This is a genomic window from Pseudomonas sp. PGPR N4 (assembly GCF_059693665.1).
The window spans coordinates 217579-235624 of the sequence record NZ_JCAUKV010000008.1 but is presented as its reverse complement, the minus strand read 5'-3'; the positions used below and the strand labels follow the sequence as shown (position 1 = coordinate 235624).

The 18046-nt window shown below is 63.4% G+C and carries 15 protein-coding genes; 7 read left to right on the top strand and 8 right to left on the bottom strand.

What is annotated here, in order from left to right; genetic code table 11:
• The first annotated feature begins 38 nt into the window (after nt 1-38).
• The 3 genes from AC58X1_RS24365 (at nt 39) to AC58X1_RS24355 (ending at nt 3491) form a co-directional block, all read left to right on the top strand.
• Nucleotides 39-263 carry a hypothetical protein gene (locus AC58X1_RS24365; RefSeq protein ID WP_188035371.1) on the top strand — a complete coding sequence of 75 codons (225 nt, stop codon included), beginning with the start codon at nt 39-41 and terminating at the stop codon, nt 261-263.
• 205 nt (nt 264-468) lie between these two features.
• On the top strand, nt 469-1791 hold the full coding sequence (locus AC58X1_RS24360) for an OprD family porin (protein WP_497429594.1): 1323 nt from the start codon (nt 469-471) through the stop codon (nt 1789-1791).
• Nucleotides 1792-1994: 203 nt separating this feature from the next.
• Nucleotides 1995-3491: a sensor domain-containing diguanylate cyclase gene (locus AC58X1_RS24355; protein WP_101322943.1), complete on the top strand. Its 1497-nt coding sequence runs from the start codon at nt 1995-1997 to the stop codon at nt 3489-3491.
• On the opposite strand, the gene AC58X1_RS24350 is transcribed toward AC58X1_RS24355, so the two are convergent.
• A complete protein-coding gene (locus tag AC58X1_RS24350) occupies nt 3488-3964 on the bottom strand; it encodes a ferritin-like domain-containing protein (RefSeq protein ID WP_101316604.1) in 477 nt (158 codons plus the stop codon). The genes AC58X1_RS24355 and AC58X1_RS24350 overlap by 4 nt on opposite strands.
• A 199-nt stretch (nt 3965-4163) precedes the next feature.
• Between AC58X1_RS24350 and AC58X1_RS24345 the strand changes: the two genes are divergently transcribed.
• Complete coding sequence (locus tag AC58X1_RS24345) at nt 4164-4385, top strand: DUF3820 family protein (RefSeq protein WP_101316602.1); 222 nt, start codon at nt 4164-4166, stop codon at nt 4383-4385.
• Nucleotides 4386-4419: 34 nt separating this feature from the next.
• On the opposite strand, the gene AC58X1_RS24340 is transcribed toward AC58X1_RS24345, so the two are convergent.
• From AC58X1_RS24340 to ptsP, 3 genes are read right to left on the bottom strand one after another with little or no spacing between them, the layout of a single operon-like run.
• On the bottom strand, nt 4420-6156 hold the full coding sequence (locus AC58X1_RS24340; protein ID WP_101316600.1) for a PTS fructose-like transporter subunit IIB: 1737 nt from the start codon (nt 6154-6156) through the stop codon (nt 4420-4422).
• Nucleotides 6153-7100: a 1-phosphofructokinase gene (pfkB, locus tag AC58X1_RS24335; protein WP_447735729.1), complete on the bottom strand. Its 948-nt coding sequence runs from the start codon at nt 7098-7100 to the stop codon at nt 6153-6155. Before pfkB ends, AC58X1_RS24340 begins: the two co-directional genes overlap by 4 nt.
• On the bottom strand, nt 7100-9952 hold the full coding sequence (ptsP, locus tag AC58X1_RS24330) for a phosphoenolpyruvate--protein phosphotransferase (protein ID WP_497429593.1): 2853 nt from the start codon (nt 9950-9952) through the stop codon (nt 7100-7102). Before ptsP ends, pfkB begins: the two co-directional genes overlap by 1 nt.
• Before the next feature lie 282 nt (nt 9953-10234).
• On the opposite strand from ptsP, the gene cra reads away from it, so the two are divergent.
• Complete coding sequence (gene cra, locus AC58X1_RS24325) at nt 10235-11230, top strand: catabolite repressor/activator (protein ID WP_101316594.1); 996 nt, start codon at nt 10235-10237, stop codon at nt 11228-11230.
• A 2-nt stretch (nt 11231-11232) separates the two neighbouring features.
• A complete protein-coding gene (locus AC58X1_RS24320; protein ID WP_497429592.1) occupies nt 11233-12009 on the top strand; it encodes a TatD family hydrolase in 777 nt (258 codons plus the stop codon).
• 8 nt (nt 12010-12017) lie between these two features.
• On the opposite strand, the gene ampE is transcribed toward AC58X1_RS24320, so the two are convergent.
• From ampE to AC58X1_RS24305, 3 genes are all read right to left on the bottom strand, one after another.
• Nucleotides 12018-12848 carry a regulatory signaling modulator protein AmpE gene (ampE, locus tag AC58X1_RS24315; RefSeq protein ID WP_497429591.1) on the bottom strand — a complete coding sequence of 277 codons (831 nt, stop codon included), beginning with the start codon at nt 12846-12848 and terminating at the stop codon, nt 12018-12020.
• On the bottom strand, nt 12845-13411 hold the full coding sequence (gene ampD, locus AC58X1_RS24310; protein ID WP_150570074.1) for a 1,6-anhydro-N-acetylmuramyl-L-alanine amidase AmpD: 567 nt from the start codon (nt 13409-13411) through the stop codon (nt 12845-12847). Before ampD ends, ampE begins: the two co-directional genes overlap by 4 nt.
• Nucleotides 13412-13590: 179 nt before the next feature.
• Nucleotides 13591-15759, bottom strand: coding sequence for a DUF1631 domain-containing protein (locus tag AC58X1_RS24305; protein WP_497429590.1), 2169 nt, complete (start codon nt 15757-15759; stop codon nt 13591-13593).
• Nucleotides 15760-15981: 222 nt separating this feature from the next.
• Here AC58X1_RS24305 and nadC point away from each other — a divergent pair, with 222 nt between their 5' ends.
• Complete coding sequence (gene nadC / locus AC58X1_RS24300) at nt 15982-16830, top strand: carboxylating nicotinate-nucleotide diphosphorylase (protein WP_188035365.1); 849 nt, start codon at nt 15982-15984, stop codon at nt 16828-16830.
• 68 nt (nt 16831-16898) lie between these two features.
• On the opposite strand, the gene trxB is transcribed toward nadC, so the two are convergent.
• Nucleotides 16899-17861, bottom strand: coding sequence for a thioredoxin-disulfide reductase (gene trxB, locus AC58X1_RS24295; RefSeq protein WP_101316581.1), 963 nt, complete (start codon nt 17859-17861; stop codon nt 16899-16901).
• Between the last annotated feature and the right edge of the window lie 185 nt (nt 17862-18046).

Sequence of the window (18046 nt, the reverse complement as noted above, 5' to 3'; positions counted from 1 at the left end):
TCCTCACTCACACTTGCAGCGCAAGAAGGTTGTTTCAAATGTCCAACAGTATGGGTATCGCGAGCCTGTTCGTTGCCTCTTCCCTGTTGTTGTCACCGCTCGCCATGGCGGAAGAATCGCCGGCCTTTGTCGCCCGTAACGCAGCCCTTGCCACGGCCCATCAAGAAGCCCGCGAAGGCTATGCCGCGCAATCGGCTGAGGCCGGCAAAGATGCGCAGCAGACAGCTGCCAAGACTGACCAGGATGCTGCCAGCGACAGCTGATCGAGCTACCTGCATCTGCCCCTCTTCCCAAGGCCTGCACGTGGGCGCCCTGCGCGCCGATATGTTAGCCTCTTCAAGCCGCTGCTGATCAGCGGCTTTTTTTATGTCCAAAATTTGCACCACGCAGATACCTTGACTCACTGCAGTCACTGCGTTTTTCGACAATAAAAATTGCCCCACCGTCAGACCAAAGGAGCTCTAACCGGTGTCTTCCGCTTTCCGTTTCACCCCGCTGTTCATTGCATTCGCCGCAACGATGCCAAGCGTTGCCCACGCCGACGAAGCCGCTGAAGGTTTTGTTGCAGGCTCCTCGTTCAACCTGCATCTGCGCAACGCCTACTTCAACCGCAACAACCTCAATAGCGGTGTGCGCGACAACCGTGAATGGGGCCAGGGTTTCGTCGCCCGCTTTGAGTCCGGCTACACCCCGGGCACTGTCGGCTTCGGCCTGGATGCGCACGCCATGCTCGGGCTCAAGCTCGATGGCGGTGGCGGCTATGCCGGCACCAGCATCCTGCCTGAACACACCAAGGCCAACGGCGAGCTGGGCGCTGCGCCGCACGCCTTCTCCACTGCCGGTGCCGCGCTCAAGCTCAAGGCGTTCGACACCGAGCTCAAGGCCGGTGACTTGTTCCTCAGCAACCCGGTCATCGCCGGCGGCGAAACGCGCATGCTGCCGCAGACCTTTCGCGGCGTCAGCCTGAGCAACAACAGCATCGACGGCCTGCTCCTCGAAGGCGGCCAGGTCAGCTTCACCAAGCCGTACAACCAGAGCGGCCACCGCCGCATCGACACTTACTACGGCGCCTTGCAGGACAACCGCGACAGTCAGCACCTGAGCTGGGCCGGCGCCTCCTGGAGCGGCAGCGAAGCGATCACCAGCAACCTCTATGCAGCCGAGCTGAAGGACATCTGGAACCAGTACTACTTCGACTTTGACTACACCTATGCAGTCAACGACCTGGTCAGCCTCAACCCGGGTTTGCACTTCTATCACACCCAGGACACCGGCCAGGCGCTGCTGGGCGACATCGACAACAACACGTTCAGCCTGCACTTCACGGTCAACGCCGGTCATCACAGCGTTACCGCCGCCTATCAGCGGGTCAACGGCAAGACGCCGTTCGACTACATCAATCTGGGTGACAGCGTGTTCCTCGACAACTCGCGGATGTACTCGGACTTCAACGCACCGAACGAGCGCTCGTGGAAGCTGGCCTACGGTTATGATTTTGCCGGCCTCGGCGTCGATGGCCTGAGCACTGAGCTGTCGTACTCACGCGGAGAAGCTGACCTGACCAAGGCAGCGCAAAACAACGCCTACTACGACTACTACAATGCCGACGGCAAGCACGCCACCCATTGGGAACGTGACCTGGACATCAAGTACGTATTCCAGCAGGGCGACTTCAAAGACCTGTCGGTACTCCTGCGTTATGCCAGCCATCGCGCCAACCAGGCCTACGCTGCCGAGCAGGACAACGATGAAATCCGCCTGATCGTGGATTATCCGCTCAACCTGTTCTGATCGCGGCCTGCAAGCACGGGGCACTCTGCAATGCGGCTTTGCCGCTGCAGAGCGCCCCGTATCAGCCCCGCCAGCGCTGCACGCACTCGTCGGATGGCCAGATAACTTCTTGTCCGACAATCACCGCTTCCCTACACTACCGCCGCCCCGCCCTGGCCCTCCCCTCAAGGACACGAGGGACTTACGCAGTTGCGAGCCTCATGTTGCCCAATCGATCACCGGGGAATGCCCCGCTCAAGTCGCACCCCGAACTGTTGCTCAATCTAGGCAGCTGCCTGGCTGTGCTCGCGATTTTGGCGATAGTGGTGTTCTTGCTCGCCCGCGAACGCGACAGCGTCGAGCAGTCGGCAATCCGTTCGTCGAGCAACATCGTCCAGCTGATCGAGAGCGATGTGCTACGCAACATCGAGCTTTACGACCAGTCCCTGCAAGGGCTGATCTGGGCAGTCGGGCGCAAGGAATTGACTGGCGTGCCGAGCGAGCTGCGCCAGCGGCTGCTGTTCAACGAAGCCTTCATCGACCGCCGGCGCGGTGACGTACTGTGGATCGATGCGCAGGGGAACGTGATTGGCGACTCCACCAGCGCTGTCCCGCGCAAGGCCAACTTCGCCGACACAAAGGTATTCAAGGCCCATCAGGCCGACCCCAGCCTGGGCATGTTGATCGGCCCACCGTTCAAGGCCAGGCTTGGCGACCTGGACTGGTGCATCAGTTTCAGCCGGCGTATCAACGGGCTGAATGGTGAGTTCGCAGGTATTGCTGCCGGCGCACTGCGCCTGGGTTACGTCAGCGAGCTGTTCCAGCGCCTGGATATCGGTGTCGACAGCAGCATCAGCCTGTTCAACACCGACGGCCAGTTGCTGGCGCGCCATCCCAGTGCGGCACCCAGTACGCTGATCGGCAGCAACTTCAGCAGCCGGCCCAACTTCCAGCGCATCCTCAGCCAACGCAGTGGCAGCTTTACTGCCAAGTCCAGTGCTTCCGGGGTCGAGCGCCTGTACACCTTCGCCCAGGTTGCCGACCAGCCACTCGTTGTGGTGGTAGCGCACTCGAGCGATGAAGTATTCCAGTCATGGCGCCGTACCGCCGCCGTGGTGAGCATCGCCACGGGCGTGCTGTGCATCGCCATCCTGTGGCTGACGGTGCTGCTCGGACGCGAGCTGCGCCGTCGTCAGGAGCTCGAACTAGGCCTGGAAAAACTGGCGGCAACCGACAGCTTGACCGGCCTTGCCAACCGCCGGCGGCTGGATCAGGTGCTGCGTCTGGAATGGGCACGGGCACAGCGCAACCGCAGGCCGTTGGCGATCCTGATGGTCGATATCGATCATTTCAAGGCGTTCAATCAACGCCACGGGCATGCCGGTGGTGACCATGCATTGCGGGAGGTCGCGAAAACCATAGAAGGCTGTATTCGCAGGCCTTCAGACTTGGCAGCGCGCTATGGCGGCGAGGAATTTCAGATTGTGCTGCCGGAAACCGAACAGGCTGGCGCACTGCTGCTGGCGCAGCGGATCAAGCAGGGGGTGGAGGGCTTGGCGCCATTTGGCGCAGATACCCACTCGGTGACGGTGAGCATCGGCATCGGCCTGTACATCCCCGGTACCCAGCAAGACTTGGCCAGTCTGCTGAGCACCGCGGACGAGGCCCTCTACCGGGCCAAGGCCAAAGGCCGTAACCGGGTAGAGGGACCGCTCGATTAAGAGCGGGCGCGTGCTGCGTCGCGCAGGACCTTCACTTCATCGTGATTGCGCTGTACGCCTTGTAGCTGAGTTTCGACCAGGTTGTAGCTGCTATCGGTAGCAGTACGGCCGAGTTTGACCAGCTTCTCACGGGCCTCTTTGTAAGCCTTGAGGGCGTGGTCTTCACCGCGCTCGACTTCATTGAGGATCGCTTCGTCGTCCTTGCCGGTCAGCAGCGACTTCAGATTGACCCAACCGCGGTGCAGATCACCACTGACGCTGGTAGAGGTTTCTGGATCGCCGCCCAGACGACGCACTTCGCTCTGCAGCTCGGCAGCCGAGGTAGCGCAGCCAGCAGCGCGCTTGACGAAGAACGCTTTCAGCTCAGGATTCTTCACGTCCTCGGCAGAGGTCTTGAAGCCTTTCTCGCCATCCTTGCTGTATTCGATCAGGTCGTTGAGGACGTCGATTACATCTTTGTTTGGATTGCTCATTGCTCAAACTCCTTGGCAGTGGGAAGTGGTTATATACAGAGCAGGCTTCGTGCCAATTTATCGAGCAACAAAAAATACTTATAAATCATTAGCTTACGGATTAATGCCTAACCCTTGTAAACGGCGTTCTGCATGATCACCGCTTGGGCCCTCGTGCAGATTGCAGTATCGTCGGCGCTTTATCCGGAGGCGGCTGGCGATGAAACCTGAATACCTGCAACTGCTGGTGACCCGCAGCATGCCATTCGGCAAGTACCAGGGCCGGCTGTTGGCCGATCTGCCTGGCGATTACCTTGGCTGGTTTGCGCGCAAGGGCTTTCCGCCAGGTGAGCTAGGGGCGCTGCTGGCTTTGATGCATGAGATAGATCACAACGGGCTGGGTGAACTGCTGGTGCCATTGCGGCACAAGCACAAACGCTAGGCCCCTTCACCCGAAGGGGCCTGGCGCTCAGGTCTCAGGCCTTGACCGGCGCTATCGCCAGCTCGACCTGCTCTTTACGCTTGAGCACGGCATAGATCAGCGCCGTGACCAGGCTGCCGGCGGCAATCGCCAGCAAGTACAACAGCGCATGGTTGATCGCATTGGGGATCAACAATACGAACAGGCCGCCATGCGGCGCCATCAGCTTGCAGCCAAAGTACATCGACAGCGCCCCGGTCAGCGCGCCGCCGATAACACTCGCTGGAATCACCCGCAACGGGTCCTTGGCAGCAAACGGGATCGCCCCCTCGGAGATAAAGCACAGGCCTAATGCCAAGGCTGCCTTGCCTGCCTCGCGCTCACTCTGGGCGAACTTGCTGCGGGCGATCAGGCTGGCGATTCCCAGGCCGATCGGCGGCACCATGCCGGCAGCCATGGTTGCGGCCATCGGTGCAAAGCTCTGGTTCGACAGCAGGCCGACCGAGAACGCATAGGCCGCCTTGTTGATCGGCCCGCCAAGGTCCACACACATCATCCCACCCAGCAGCAGCCCGAGCAGGATGGCATTGGTGGTGCCCATGTTGTCGAGGAACTGGGTCAGGCCCGCAAGCATCGAGGCGACCGGTTGGCCCACCACATAGATCATCACCAGGCCGGTGAACAGGCTGGCCAGCAGCGGGATGATCAGGATCGGCTTGAGCGCCTCGAGGCTGCTCGGCAAGCGCACCCAGCGACTGATCGCCTTGGCGCTGTAGCCGGCCAGAAAGCCGGCTACGATGCCGCCGATAAAGCCCGCGCCAAGAATGGTCGCCAGCATCCCGCCGATCATCCCCGGCGCAAGGCCAGGGCGGTCGGCAATCGACCAGGCGATGTAACCGGCCAGCAGCGGCACCATCAGTTTGAAGGCTGCCTCAGCGCCGATCTGCATTAACGCCGCCGGCAGGGTGCCGGGCACTTCGTGGGCATTGATGCCGAACACGAAGGACAAGGCGATCAGCAAACCGCCAGCTACCACCATGGGCAGCATGAACGACACACCGGTCAGCAGGTGCTTGTACACGCCGCTTTTTTCGCTGCTGGCCGTGGCCCCCGCGGCGGCATCGGCAGCGCTTTCCTGCTTGGCTTCGAGCAGGGCCTTGTCGAGGGTGGCCTTGGCTTGCTTGAGAGCTATGCCGGTGCCGCAGCGGTAGACCCGCTTGCCGGCAAAGCGCGCAGTGGGCACTTCGATGTCGGCCGCCAGCAGTACCACATCGGCCTCGGCAATGGCCTGCGCCGACAGCGGATTGCGCGCACCGACCGAACCCTGAGTTTCCACCGTGAGCTGGTAGCCCAGTTGCTGCGCGGCCTGCTGCAAGGCTTCGGCAGCCATGAAGGTGTGGGCCACGCCGGTTGGACAGGCCGTGACCGCGACTATCTTCGGCGGCCCCAGCGCGGCCGGTGCATCGACCACGGCGCTGGCGCTGTGGACCTGCGCCTGGGCAGCTGCCTCATCGAGAAAACTCTCGCGATCGGCCAACGCCTGAGCCGGTGTGCTCTGGTACAGGCGTTTGCCAACGAAGCGCGACAGATCGACCGCGCCGGTACTGATCACCAGCACCCAGTCGGCCTCGGCGATCTGCGTGGCGCTCAAATTACGTTCGGGGTGCTCGGCATCCTGCACCTCGACGCTGGTGCTCCAGCCGCGGCGCTGCGCTGCAGCCGCCAGCAGGCGCGCGCTGAGTACGCTGGAGACCTGGCCGTTGGGGCAGGCGGTGACAATGGCAATGTTCATCGGCAAGCCTCTTGTTGTTCTGTGATGTGTACGCCTGCTTGCAGTTGCTCCAGCTGCGCGCGGTCGCGGATGCCAAAGCCGACCTGCGTCACCGCCTGGGCGGCGATGGCGGTGGCGCGGCGCAGCGTCTGTGCTGGCGCCTCGCCCTGCAACAGGCCATGGACCATGCCGGCCACCAGCGAGTCGCCGGCACCGACCGTGCTCGCCACGCGCACCTGCGGCGGTTGTGCGTGCAGCACGGCACCTGCGCGGTACCAGCTGACGCCGTGCTCGCCTTGCGAAACCACTACATGCTCGATGCCGCTTGCCAGTAGTTGGCTGGCAGCCTGCTGCTGTTCGGCCCGACCGGTGACGCTGTGGCCGAGTACCTCAGCAAGCTCATCGGTGTTCGGCTTGACCAGCCAGGGCGCTGCCTGAAGGCCGGCGCGCAAGGCCTCGCCGCTGCTGTCCAGAGCAATCTTCAAGCCTTGCGCCTTGAGCTGCCCGAGCAGCTCGGCAAACCACTGCGGGTCGATGCCGCGCGGCAGACTGCCGGCAACCACCACCGCGTCATGCCCTGGCGCAATCTGCAGCAGCTTGCGCATCAGCGCGCTGCGTGAAGCGGCATCGACCTCCGGGCCCTGGCCGTTGATATCGGTCACGCAGCCGTTGGCCTCGACCAGCTTGATGTTGCTGCGCGTCTCGCCGGCCACGCGGACAAAGCAGTCGGCAAAGCCGCGCCACTGGATCAGCGCTTCGAACAGCTGCAGGTTGTCGCGGCCAAGAAACCCGCCGACGGTCACGCTGTGGCCAAGGTCGGCCAGCACCTGGGCGACATTCAGGCCCTTGCCGGCGGCGTGGCTGTGCTGCGCCTGGCTGCGGTTGACCTGGCCTGCGCGCAAGCTGTCGAGGCTGACGGTGATATCCAGCGCCGGGTTCAGGGTCAGGGTCAGGATCTTGGCCATCAGTAGTGCTCCACCAACGCGCGCACGGCGGCGGCGCTGTCTTGTTGCAGGGCCTCGAGCGCAAGCGCACGGGCCGTCTGGTAATCACGCTGGCGCACCAGCGCCTTGACTTCGGCGACGCTGCGCGAGGCCACGCTGAGCTCGTCGACCTCAAGCCCAAGCAATATGGCCACCGCTTGCGGGTCGGCGGCCAGCTCGCCACAGACCCCCACCCACTTGCCTTCGGCATGGGCGGCGCGCACGGTCATGTCGATCAGGCGCAGCACTGCCGGGTGCAGGCCATCGGCCTGGGCTGACAGGCTCGGGTGGCCGCGGTCGATGGCAAGGGTGTACTGGGTCAGGTCGTTGGTGCCGATGCTGAAGAAGTCCACCTCGCGCGCCAGCTGTGGCGCCAGCAAGGCCGCGGAAGGCACCTCGACCATGATCCCCAGTTGCAGGTCGGCGACCGGGATCTCTTCGCGCAATTGTTCGACCATGGCCTTGGCTTCGCGCCACTCGTGGATCTGCCCGACCATCGGGAACATGATCCGCAGGGGGCGGCCGTCGGCGGCCTGCAACAATGCGCGCAACTGGTCGCGCATGATCTGCGGGCGCTGCAAGGTCAGGCGCACACCGCGTACGCCAAGGAACGGGTTGTCTTCGCGTGCGATCGGCCAGTACGGCAGCGGTTTGTCGCCGCCGACATCCAGCGTGCGCACTACCAGCGGCCGCCCGTCGAGGCCATCGAGTACGCGCCGGTATTCGGCTTCCTGGGTTGCCACGTCGGGCGCCTGCGGGTGGGCCATGAAGATCAGCTCGGTGCGCAGCAGGCCAACCCCTTCGGCGCCCTGCTCGACCACTTTGTCGATGCCTTGGCTGCCGCCGATGTTGGCAAAAACTTCGATGGCATGGCCGTCGCGGGTGACGGCGGGTTGATGGCGGCTGGCCCAGGCTTGCTGCAGGCGCTGTTCACGCTGGTCGCGTTCGGTCAACGCGCGTTGCAGCTCATCCGCGGCCGGCGCCACGCTGACCCGGCCGCGCTGGCCGTCGAGCAGCAGCGGCGTGCCGGGGGCCAGCAACAGCATCGCCGCGCCTGCACCGACTACCGCCGGGATGCCCAACGCACGCGCAACGATGGCGCTATGGGCAGTAGCGCCACCTTGGGCGGTGACGATGCCGGCGACCCGCTGCGGATCGAGCCGGGCGACGTCGGACGGGCCGACTTCGGTCATCACCAGCACATAGGGCTCTGTTGGCTCAGGGGTATCGATGACGCCGCACAGTTGCGCCAGCACGCGCCGACCAATGTCACGCAGATCGGCGGCGCGCTCGGCGAGCAGTGCGTCGTGCAGGGCTTCCTGCTGGCGCGCGGCGGCCTCGATAACGCTCATCCAGGCGGCGGCAGCGCTTTCGCCCTGGCCCAGGCGTTGCTCGACTTCGTCCATCAGGGCCGGGTCGGCGAGCATTTCCTGATGGGTGATGAAGATCTCGCCGATGGCTTTGTCGCTGCGCTGCACCAGTGCCTGCAATTCTGCATTGACGGTTTCCAGCGCAGCGCGCAATTGCGCTCGCTCCTGGCTTGGCGAGACACCGCGCAGCGGATAGTCGATGTCACGTTCGACGCAGATATGCGCCGGCCCGCAGGCAATCCCCGGGGCCGCAGGCACGCCTTGAATCAGGCTGCCAGGCACAGGTGCCGAGAGCGGTTCGGCAACCACTACGACCTCTTCGGTGCTGGCTTGGGGCAGTGCTTCAACGGTTTCACCAAGGCCGTCGGCGATGGCCGCCAGCAACACCGGCAGGGCATCGTTGGCAATATTCGGTTCGGCAATCAATTCCAGCGTCTGACCACGGCGGGCGCCGAGGCCGAGCAGCTTGCTCAGGCTCTTCACCGATACCGCCGGCTGGCTGTCGTCGAGCAGACGAATACGGATTTCACCCTCGAAGCCTTTGGCCAGTTGCGCCAGCACCTTGGCCGGGCGTGCATGCAGGCCGTGGGCATTGGCCAGCACAATCCGTGCACTGGGCCAGTCAGCCGGAACTTCACCGCCGAGCACTTCAAGCACGGTGCGGCTGCTGGTGGCCTGATAGAGCATCTGCCCACGGCCTTCGATCAGCACTTCGCACAGGCGCTCGAGCAACGCCTGATGGGCAGCACCCAGGCTGGCCAGGCAGAACAGACCATTGAGCGGCTGATCGCGATAACGCAGCGGCTGCTGCGGGGTGATGAACGCCAGCCCCGGCTGGCGCACCTGGCGCTCGCTGTGCAGCCACCACAGGCCTTCGCCCAGCGGCAGCGGCTCGGCCTGCTGCAGCATGGCGGCAAAGCCGCTTTCGACGCAGCCGGCGCGTTGCAGCAAACGAGCGCCGCGCCAGGCCAGCTCTTCGAAGTCGTCAGCCGGCAGGTTCAGGCTGACCAACTGCGCATCCAGCGCCAGCGCCTGCGGTGCGCCCTGCAATAGTTTGAGCAGCGCCTCGGCCGAACTGGCCCGGCGCAGTGCCTGGGCCAGGTCGGTCTCACCGAGGGCGCGGGTCAGCAGTTGCAGCAGGCGCAGGTGTTCGTCGGAGCGGGCGGCGATGGCAATCGCCAGGTAGACCATCTGCCCATCACCCCAGTCCACGCCCTCGGGGAACTGCATCAAGCGCACGCCGGTGGCAAACACCTGATCACGCGTCTGCGGCGTGCCGTGGGGAATGGCAATGCCCTGACCGAGGAAGGTCGAGCCTTGCTCCTCGCGGTCCTGCAAGCCTTGCAGGTAGCCCTCGGCAACCAGTCCATCGGCAACCAGGCAGTCAGCCAGCAGGCGCAGAGCCTGGCCTTTGTCGGCGGCAGACTGACCCATGGCTATCTGCTCTTTGGCGAGCTCGAGCATGACCTTCTCCTTTTGCAGTCCCGCAGCGGGTACTGAGGTATTGTTGTGAAATTCAGCAAAACAACCAGCTCAACAGCCGACGCAGGCGGCAGTGCCCGCTGATAATTGTCGGCTGAAACGTTTAATCTGACCAGGCGGCCACGTTACTCGATAATCTTGCGACGAAAAAGCCCCATCCCGTCGGACAATTGCGACAATGGTCGCCTGCGCGCAGGCTTGAGGCTGGGTCAAACTACCCAATCAGGTGCCACAGCCAGTCCCGGAAATAACAAGGAAAATTCGGTGAAACTCAGTGATATCGCCCGTCTGGCAGGTGTTTCAGTCACCACCGCCAGCTATGTCATCAACGGCAAGGCCGAACAGCAGCGTATCAGCAGCGCCACCGTCGAGCGTGTCCAGGCGGTTGTCGACGCCCATGGTTTCACGCCAAACCCCCAGGCGGCGGGTCTGCGCAGCCGGCACACGCGCACGTTGGGCTTCATTCTCCCGGATCTGGAGAACCCCAGCTATGCACGCATAGCCAAGCAACTCGAACAGGCGGCCCGCGCGCGTGGCTACCAACTGCTGATCGCCAGCAGCGACGACCAGCCGGACATCGAGCGGCAACTGCAGCAGCTGTTCCGGGCCCGGCGCTGCGATGCGCTGTTCGTCGCCAGTTGCTTGCCAGGTGAGGACGATAGCTACCGCGCCTTGCAAGACAAAGGCCTGCCGGTAATTGCCATCGACCGTGGCCTTGACCCTACGCACTTCTGCTCGGTCATCAGCGACGATCGCGATGCCAGCCAGCAACTCGCCCGCAGTCTGCTGGCAACCGCCCCGCGCAGCATTGCCCTGATCGGTGCACGCCCAGAACTGTCGGTCAGCCAGGCCCGGGCCGGCGGCTTCGATCAAGCCCTGCAGCAGTTCACCGGGGAGATCCGCCGCTATCAGGGCGAAGCGTTCAGCCGCGAGTGCGGCCAGCGCTTGATGGAGCAATTGATTGCCGAGCATGGCGGCTTGCCGGATGCGCTGGTGACCACCTCCTATGTACTGCTGCAAGGGGTGTTCGACGCCCTCCAGGCCCGCCCGGCCGAATCACGCCAACTGCAGTTGGGCACCTTTGGTGACAACCAATTGCTCGATTTCCTGCCGCTGCCAGTCAATGCCATGGCCCAGCAGCACGGTCTGATCGCCGCCGCCGCGCTGGAGCTGGCCCTGGCGGCCATCGAACAGAAGCGCTACCAACCGGGTGTGCACGCGGTACCGCGAACCTTCAAGCAACGTATTCAGCCGACCTGACCATGCGCCTGATCGATACCCACAGCCATCTGGACTTCCCAGAGTTCGACGCCGACCGCGAGCATGTTTTGGGTAATGCCGCAGCGGGCGGCGTGGAACGGGTGGTGGTATTGGGGGTGACGGCAGATAACCTGCAGCGGGTCTGGCAACTGGCTTGCGGCGACCCGCGTGTGTATGCCGCGCTAGGTCTGCATCCGGTGTTTCTGGCCCAGCATCGGCCTGAACATCTGCTGGAACTGCGCAACTGGTTCGAGCGCCTGCGCGGCGACCCGCGCCTATGTGCGGTGGGCGAGATCGGCCTGGACTACTACCTGCCGGAGCTCGACCCTGCCGAACAACAGGCTTTGTTTGAAGCGCAATTGCAGATCGCCTGCGACTTCGACCTACCGGCGCTGCTGCACGTACGCCGCAGCCATGCCCAGGTGATCGCCACGCTCAAGCGTTATCGCTTGCAACGGGCTGGCATCATCCACGCCTTTGCCGGCAGCTTCGAAGAGGCCCGCGAATACATCAAGCTCGGCTTCAAGCTGGGCTTGGGCGGCGCGGCGACCTGGCCGCAAGCGCTACGCCTGCGCAAGACCGTGGCACGCTTACCGCTGGAAAGCGTGGTACTGGAGACCGACGCGCCGGACATGGCGCCGGCAATGTACCCAGGCCTGCGTAACAGCCCCGAGCACTTACCGCAGATCGCTCAGGTGCTGGCCGAGTTGATGGGCGTCGCCCCGGAGCAGCTGGCGGCCGCGTCCAGCCGCACAGCCTGCGAGCTGTTTGGCTGGTAGCGCCTCCTCTACAGCAACACCGTCCACAGAGCAAAGGCCGCATACCACAGCACTGCCGAGCGCAACAGCAACTCCCACAAGCTGTCCAGACGGGCCAGGCCCAACTGGCTGTCTTCCTGTTCGGGGATGTCGTCAGCGGCACGCCCAACCCGGGTTACCAGCAGCGCAGCGCTGATACGCCAATTGAGCAACTCGTGCAGCATTACCCGCATCACCGCGACAAAGTTGCCGACCAGGGCAAAGCTCAGGGTCAGCACCCGCACTGGCAGCCAATCCATGACATGCCGCAGCTGCTCGGCCCTGGCTTTAAGCGCGGGCTGTCCGCTGTACTCGCTGCACAGCACCAGCAGCCGATAGGCCAATGCCGCGCCAGGCCCGAGCAGGAAGTACCAGAAGATCACCGCAAAGAAACTCTGGTAGGCGTGCCACAACAGATACCCCTGCACCTTCACCAGCAAACTCGGCGCATCATCGGCCTGCATGCCCAGGTCACGCTCAGCGACATGCAGCGCCGCCTGCTCATCCCCCCGGTGCCAGGCATCGCGCAATGGCCCCAACGCCGCCTTGGCATCACCGCGGCCTAGACTGTAGATCAACACCAGCAAGTGCACCGGCAATGCCAGCAGGCCGTACGCCACCGGCTCGAGCACATGCAGCAGCAAAACAAGCAGCGCGACCGGCGCCAGTACCAGAACCGCCAACTGCCACCAGGGCTGTTGTTTGCCACGGCGCTCAAGCCGGGCCAGCTCGCCTAGAAAAAAGCCATCACGTTGCAACCGCTGACGCAGCGCCGAAAACTTCTCCACCCACAGCACCAGCACCAACACCAGAAAACTCATGGTTGTCCCTCATTGTTCAGCAAGTCGGCGCGATAACGCGGCCAGTCAAAGGCGGCGCCGGGGTCGGTCTTGCGCCCCGGGGCGATCTCGTCATGGCCGCGAATGCGCTGCACATCGATCGCCGGCCAGGCCGCACATATCTGTTGCGTAAGGCGCGCCAGGGTCGCGTACTGAGCATCGCTGTAAGGCATTTCGTCGGTGCCTTCCAGTTCGATGCCAATGGAAAAGTCATTGCAGCCTTCCCGCCCATCGAAGCGCGACACGCCAGCATGCCAGGCACGGTCAAGCAACGAGACGAACTGGGTAACGCCACCGTCACGCTCGACGAACAGGTGAGCAGAGACGGTCAGATGGCAGATGTCTTGAAAATAAGGATGCTCGGTCGGGTCGAGCTGGTTCTGGAAGAACTGCTGCACTTTGCCGGTGCCGAAGCATGCCGGAGGCAGGCTGATGTTGTGGATCACCAGCAACGAGATAGCCTCGCCCGCAGGGCGTTCGTTGAAGTTTGGCGAAGGGCAGTGAGTGACGCCGGCAAACCAGCCGGTCGCGGGGTCCAGTTGCATCGGGCAGATCCTGAATATCATCAACCAGGGGCGTTCAGTATGCCCTAGTGGTCCGGCAGGGTGATTCGGTTATCTAGCCAATTTGTTTCGTCTTGCGCATCCGGGGGGGCTTTAATCCGATGAATGAGCCAGCCATGAAACCGGCACTCAAGATAGCCAGGGCCGCTGTGCGGCCTTGCTCAATGACTGTGCGTCAGCGACCCACGCAACTGCTGCAACGCCGCATCAAGCGCACGTTCAAACAGAGGCCCATCATCAAGCACCCGCACATCCCCATTGGCCAGCGCCAACGCCAACCCACCGCGACTCCATTCACGCACCTTGATCCCGGTCCGACTGGTAAACACCAACCGATCGCAGCTATCGATCCTCACCACCAGCTTGCAGCGCAGCGGGCCGGCTTCTTCAAGCACTTCCAACCAGCTACCAACACGCAACTGGCGAACTTGCCGAGCATATTCGCTGCTGTCGTCAAAAGGCGCATCACAGGTAGTCTCGTCAGCGACGGCGAGAACAATCTCATCAGCCACCAACACCTCACTGATCAGCGCCCCTTGATCAAGTTGGCTCACACCACCACACGCCCGCAGGTGCAACTGCTCAAGCTCGGCGAAGAACTCCCGAGCCGCGGTCGAGTCCTGGGCGACACTGGCCAACCCATCACGCAACGCCTTGAGCAGCCCCGGCACCTGTTCGAGCAACTGCGCACAGGCCTCGGCACTGCGATGCGCACTGATGCTGGCAAGCAAGCTGTCCATGGTCGCCAGGCCCTGGCGCCAGGCCGGTGAGGCTTCGCCATGCTTGAGCCATGCCAGCAACAGCACCTGGCTCCAGGACTGCACCAGCATCTGCACCAGCGTCTGCGGCAGCACCCGCCCGTGCAGGCGCAGGTTCAGTTCCTGCTGCACGCGCCGTCGCGCCTGCACGGTGCGCGCCCGACCCTCCTCGGCATCGCGGGTGCGCTGCTCGAGCAGTTCGTTGCGACGGCGCTCATCCTGATTGAAGGCGAGAAAATCCTCGAGCAGCTCGGCGAACAACTGCGGATCTTCAGCGTAATCGTTGAGCAAACGCTGGACGATGCGCTCGACTCGCTGCTGCGGCCCGCCACGCGAGACCTGTTCGTCAGCCTCCCAGCCCAGCGCCGCGGCGGCAATCTCGTCGAGCAAGCGCCGCGCCGGGTGGTTGGCGCGGCTGAACAGGCCCCTGTCGAGCATGGCCACTTTCAGCAGCGGAATATGCAGACGCGCGAGCAGTTCGCGCAGGTTGCTCGGCAGGTTGTCGTCAGTCTGGATAAAGTCGAAGAGCAAGCCGACCAGGTTGATCACATCTTCGTCGTAGTTGCCGATCCGCCGGCGGCTGCCGCTGCGTACGCCGACCCGCAGCAGCAACTGTTCCAGCTGCTGGCTCAGGTTGAAGTCGTCGGCATCAGCCACGCCGGGCACGTAGTGCTGCAAATGCGACAGCAGCCGCAGCAGATCGGCGGTATTGATTGGCTCGGCAGTTGCCACGCTCTGCAGGCGCGGCGCGAAACGCCCGCGAGCAGGCGCCAGCAGCGGTTGCAGGCTGGCGAAGAAGTCCTGGCCAGTACTGTCGCCGTCGGCCGGATCGGCCTGGGCGTGACAGTCAGCGCTGTGCAGGTGGGTCAGCGGCCGGTCTTCGGCGCGGCGCCGCGGCGCGGGCATCAGTTCGGGCAGGATGCCGGCTGCAGCGAGCAGTTGATTGGCTTCGCCGTACAGCAGATCAAGATCACGCAGCACATAGCGTTCGAACAGCTTCAGCAGGATCAGCTTGACCTGCGGGCCAACCCCCAGGCTGCGCCCGGCATCCAGAAAGAACCCGCACAGGCACTCCGGGCCCAATGGATTGCGGCGCAGTTCAAGGGGCATCTCCAGCAGCGCCTGGAAGCGCAAGCCCAGCTGATCAAGGGCAAAGCCATCACGCGACAACACCCGCGCCAGCATGCCCTCGATGGCCACCGCCCGCTCCGGTTGAGCAGCGTTGCGCAGCGATTCGGTAATCGCCAGATAAGGTACGCGCTCGGCCTGGCCGATACGAGCGAAGGCGTCATAGAACGCATCGAGAAACTCCCGCTCGATACTCTTGCGCTTCAGCCGCAGGTCGCGCATCGCTTCGAAGTAGAGGTTCTGATCGACCCGCTCACCGGCCCGGTCGGCCATCTCGAACAGCCTGTCGTCAGCATTGTCGAACAACGCCTGCAGGCCTTGGCGCAATTGCAGGACAGCCTTGTCCCGCACCTGCAGGAGCACGATCGGAAGGCTCAGCGAGGGCACGCGCGCACCTCTGTCGGCGGCCGCCACCAAGGGCACCACCTTGCCTTCTGTATGCATCCCTAACTCCTTGCAGGAAATCGTCAAAGCCATGACGCCAAATACTGGACGCTATTATCGACAAAAAGCCTTACAGCTGCCAGCACGTAGTGCATGTCCCGGTGAAAAGACCACTAATCAGACGAAATGCTCCCCTGTTCTGACCAAAGGTCATCAGCGGCATGACTGTACACACCGCCCCCCTGCCCTATAATCGCCGGCATCTAGCTTGTGGAGCCGACCATGCCGAACCTACGCCTCGCCGACCTGACTGCCGAAATCGAAGCCAACGTGCGCCGCGCGTTGCTCGAGGACGTCGGCAATGGCGATATCACCGCGCAACTGATCCCGGCCGAGCGCCTGGCCAAGGCCACCATCATCACTCGCGAAGACTGCGTGGTGGCCGGCAGTGCCTGGGTCGATGCGGTGTTTCGCCAGCTCGATCCGCGGGTCGCGGTGCACTGGCAAGTGGTCGATGGCGACCTGGCCAAGGCCAACCAGCCGCTGTTTCATCTCGAAGGCCCAGCCCGCTCGCTGCTGACCGGCGAACGTTCAGCGCTTAACTTCCTCCAGCTGCTGTCAGGCGTGGCCACCCGGGCGCGGTTCCTTGCGGACCTGGTCGAAGGCACCCAGGTGCGCTTGCTCGATACCCGCAAGACCCTACCCGGCCTGCGCCTGGCGCAGAAGTACGCGGTGACCTGTGGCGGATGCCACAACCACCGCATCGGCCTGTATGACGCGTTCCTGATCAAGGAAAACCACATCGCCGCCAGCGGTGGCGTTGCCGAAGCAGTAGCTGCAGCGCACCGCATCGCCCCAGGCAAGCCGGTCGAGGTCGAAGTGGAGAGTCTGGATGAGCTGCGCCAGGCGCTGGCGGCCGGGGCCGATATCGTCATGCTTGACGAGCTGAGCCTGGATGAAATGCGCGAAGCGGTGCGGATCAATGCCGGCAAGGCCAAGCTCGAGGCCAGCGGCGGTGTCAATGAAAGCACCCTGCGGGTGATCGCCGAGACCGGGGTCGACTACATCTCGATCGGCGCAATGACCAAGGACGTCAAAGCGGTCGACCTGTCGATGCGCTTGAGCCTGTAAACGCAACGCGGGGCAATGGGCGCCGGTTGCGAACCGTGCCCATTGCCCCGCGTTTTGACGCTGGCGGCTTAGAACGAAGCGTTGGCCAGGCCGTCCAGGTACCGCTCGACGTCCAGTGCAGCCATGCAGCCAGCACCCGCCGAGGTGATCGCCTGACGGTAAACGTGGTCGGCCACGTCGCCGGCGGCGAATACACCTTCGACGTTGGTTGCAGTGGCGTTGCCTTCACGGCTGCCGCTGACTACCAGGTAGCCGTCCTTCAAGGTCAGCTGACCTTCGAACAGCGATGTGTTCGGGGTGTGACCGATCGCGATGAACACGCCGTCAACGGTGATCTCGTCGCTGCTGCCGTCGTTGTTTTTCAGGCGCGCACCGGTCACGCCCATGTTGTCGCCCAGCACTTCGTCGAGGGTGGCGTTGAGCTTGAGCTCGATCTTGCCTTCGGCAACCCGCGCGTTGAGTTTGTCGACCAGAATCTTCTCGGCGCGGAAGGTTTCGCGGCGATGCACCAGGGTCACCTTGCTGGCGATGTTGGCCAGGTACAGCGCCTCTTCAACGGCAGTGTTGCCGCCGCCGACGACCGCTACCGGCTTGTTGCGGTAGAAGAAGCCGTCGCAGGTTGCGCAGGCAGACACGCCCTTGCCCATGAACGCTTCTTCCGACGGCAGGCCCAGGTAACGCGCACTGGCACCGGTGGCGACGATCAGCGCGTCGCAGGTGTAGGTGCCGCTGTCGCCCTGCAGGGTGAACGGCTTGTTGGCCAGGTCAACCGCGTTGATGTGGTCGAAGACGATCTCGGTCTCGAAGCGCTCGGCGTGCTCTTGCATACGCTGCATCAGCGCTGGGCCGGTCAGGCCATGGGGGTCGCCCGGCCAGTTGTCGACTTCGGTGGTGGTGGTCAGCTGGCCACCGGCCTGCATGCCGGTAATCAACAGCGGCTTGAGGTTGGCACGCGCAGCGTAGACCGCAGCGCTGTAGCCGGCAGGGCCGGAACCGAGAATGATCACCCGCGAATGACGTACTTCAGACATGTCGAACTCCTGTCGAGCGGGCCGCACGGGTTCGGCTGCAAAGCGCCGGCGGCGGCTGGAAATAAAATGGACCTACGCAGCACTTGGGGAAGGCTATAACGCGCAAGTCCGAAACCTTTAAAGTTGAGCGCACTGTAGCGAGGTCGCAGAGATTAAGGAAATATCCTCAGACAATCCACCTTATA

What these genes read in the sequence shown, in the direction of transcription:
- AC58X1_RS24305 (WP_497429590.1), bottom strand. Translation starts at nt 15,759, where the DNA reads ATGCATACAGAAGGCAAGGTGGTGCCCTTGGTGGCGGCCGCCGACAGA.
- nadC (WP_188035365.1), top strand. Translation starts at nt 15,982, where the DNA reads ATGCCGAACCTACGCCTCGCCGACCTGACTGCCGAAATCGAAGCCAAC.
- trxB (WP_101316581.1), bottom strand. Translation starts at nt 17,861, where the DNA reads ATGTCTGAAGTACGTCATTCGCGGGTGATCATTCTCGGTTCCGGCCCT.
- pfkB (WP_447735729.1), bottom strand. Translation starts at nt 7,100, where the DNA reads ATGGCCAAGATCCTGACCCTGACCCTGAACCCGGCGCTGGATATCACC.
- ampE (WP_497429591.1), bottom strand. Translation starts at nt 12,848, where the DNA reads ATGAGTTTTCTGGTGTTGGTGCTGGTGCTGTGGGTGGAGAAGTTTTCG.
- ampD (WP_150570074.1), bottom strand. Translation starts at nt 13,411, where the DNA reads ATGCAACTGGACCCCGCGACCGGCTGGTTTGCCGGCGTCACTCACTGC.
- AC58X1_RS24345 (WP_101316602.1), top strand. Translation starts at nt 4,164, where the DNA reads ATGAAACCTGAATACCTGCAACTGCTGGTGACCCGCAGCATGCCATTC.
- AC58X1_RS24340 (WP_101316600.1), bottom strand. Translation starts at nt 6,156, where the DNA reads ATGAACATTGCCATTGTCACCGCCTGCCCCAACGGCCAGGTCTCCAGC.
- AC58X1_RS24320 (WP_497429592.1), top strand. Translation starts at nt 11,233, where the DNA reads ATGCGCCTGATCGATACCCACAGCCATCTGGACTTCCCAGAGTTCGAC.
- AC58X1_RS24365 (WP_188035371.1), top strand. Translation starts at nt 39, where the DNA reads ATGTCCAACAGTATGGGTATCGCGAGCCTGTTCGTTGCCTCTTCCCTG.
- ptsP (WP_497429593.1), bottom strand. Translation starts at nt 9,952, where the DNA reads ATGCTCGAGCTCGCCAAAGAGCAGATAGCCATGGGTCAGTCTGCCGCC.
- AC58X1_RS24350 (WP_101316604.1), bottom strand. Translation starts at nt 3,964, where the DNA reads ATGAGCAATCCAAACAAAGATGTAATCGACGTCCTCAACGACCTGATC.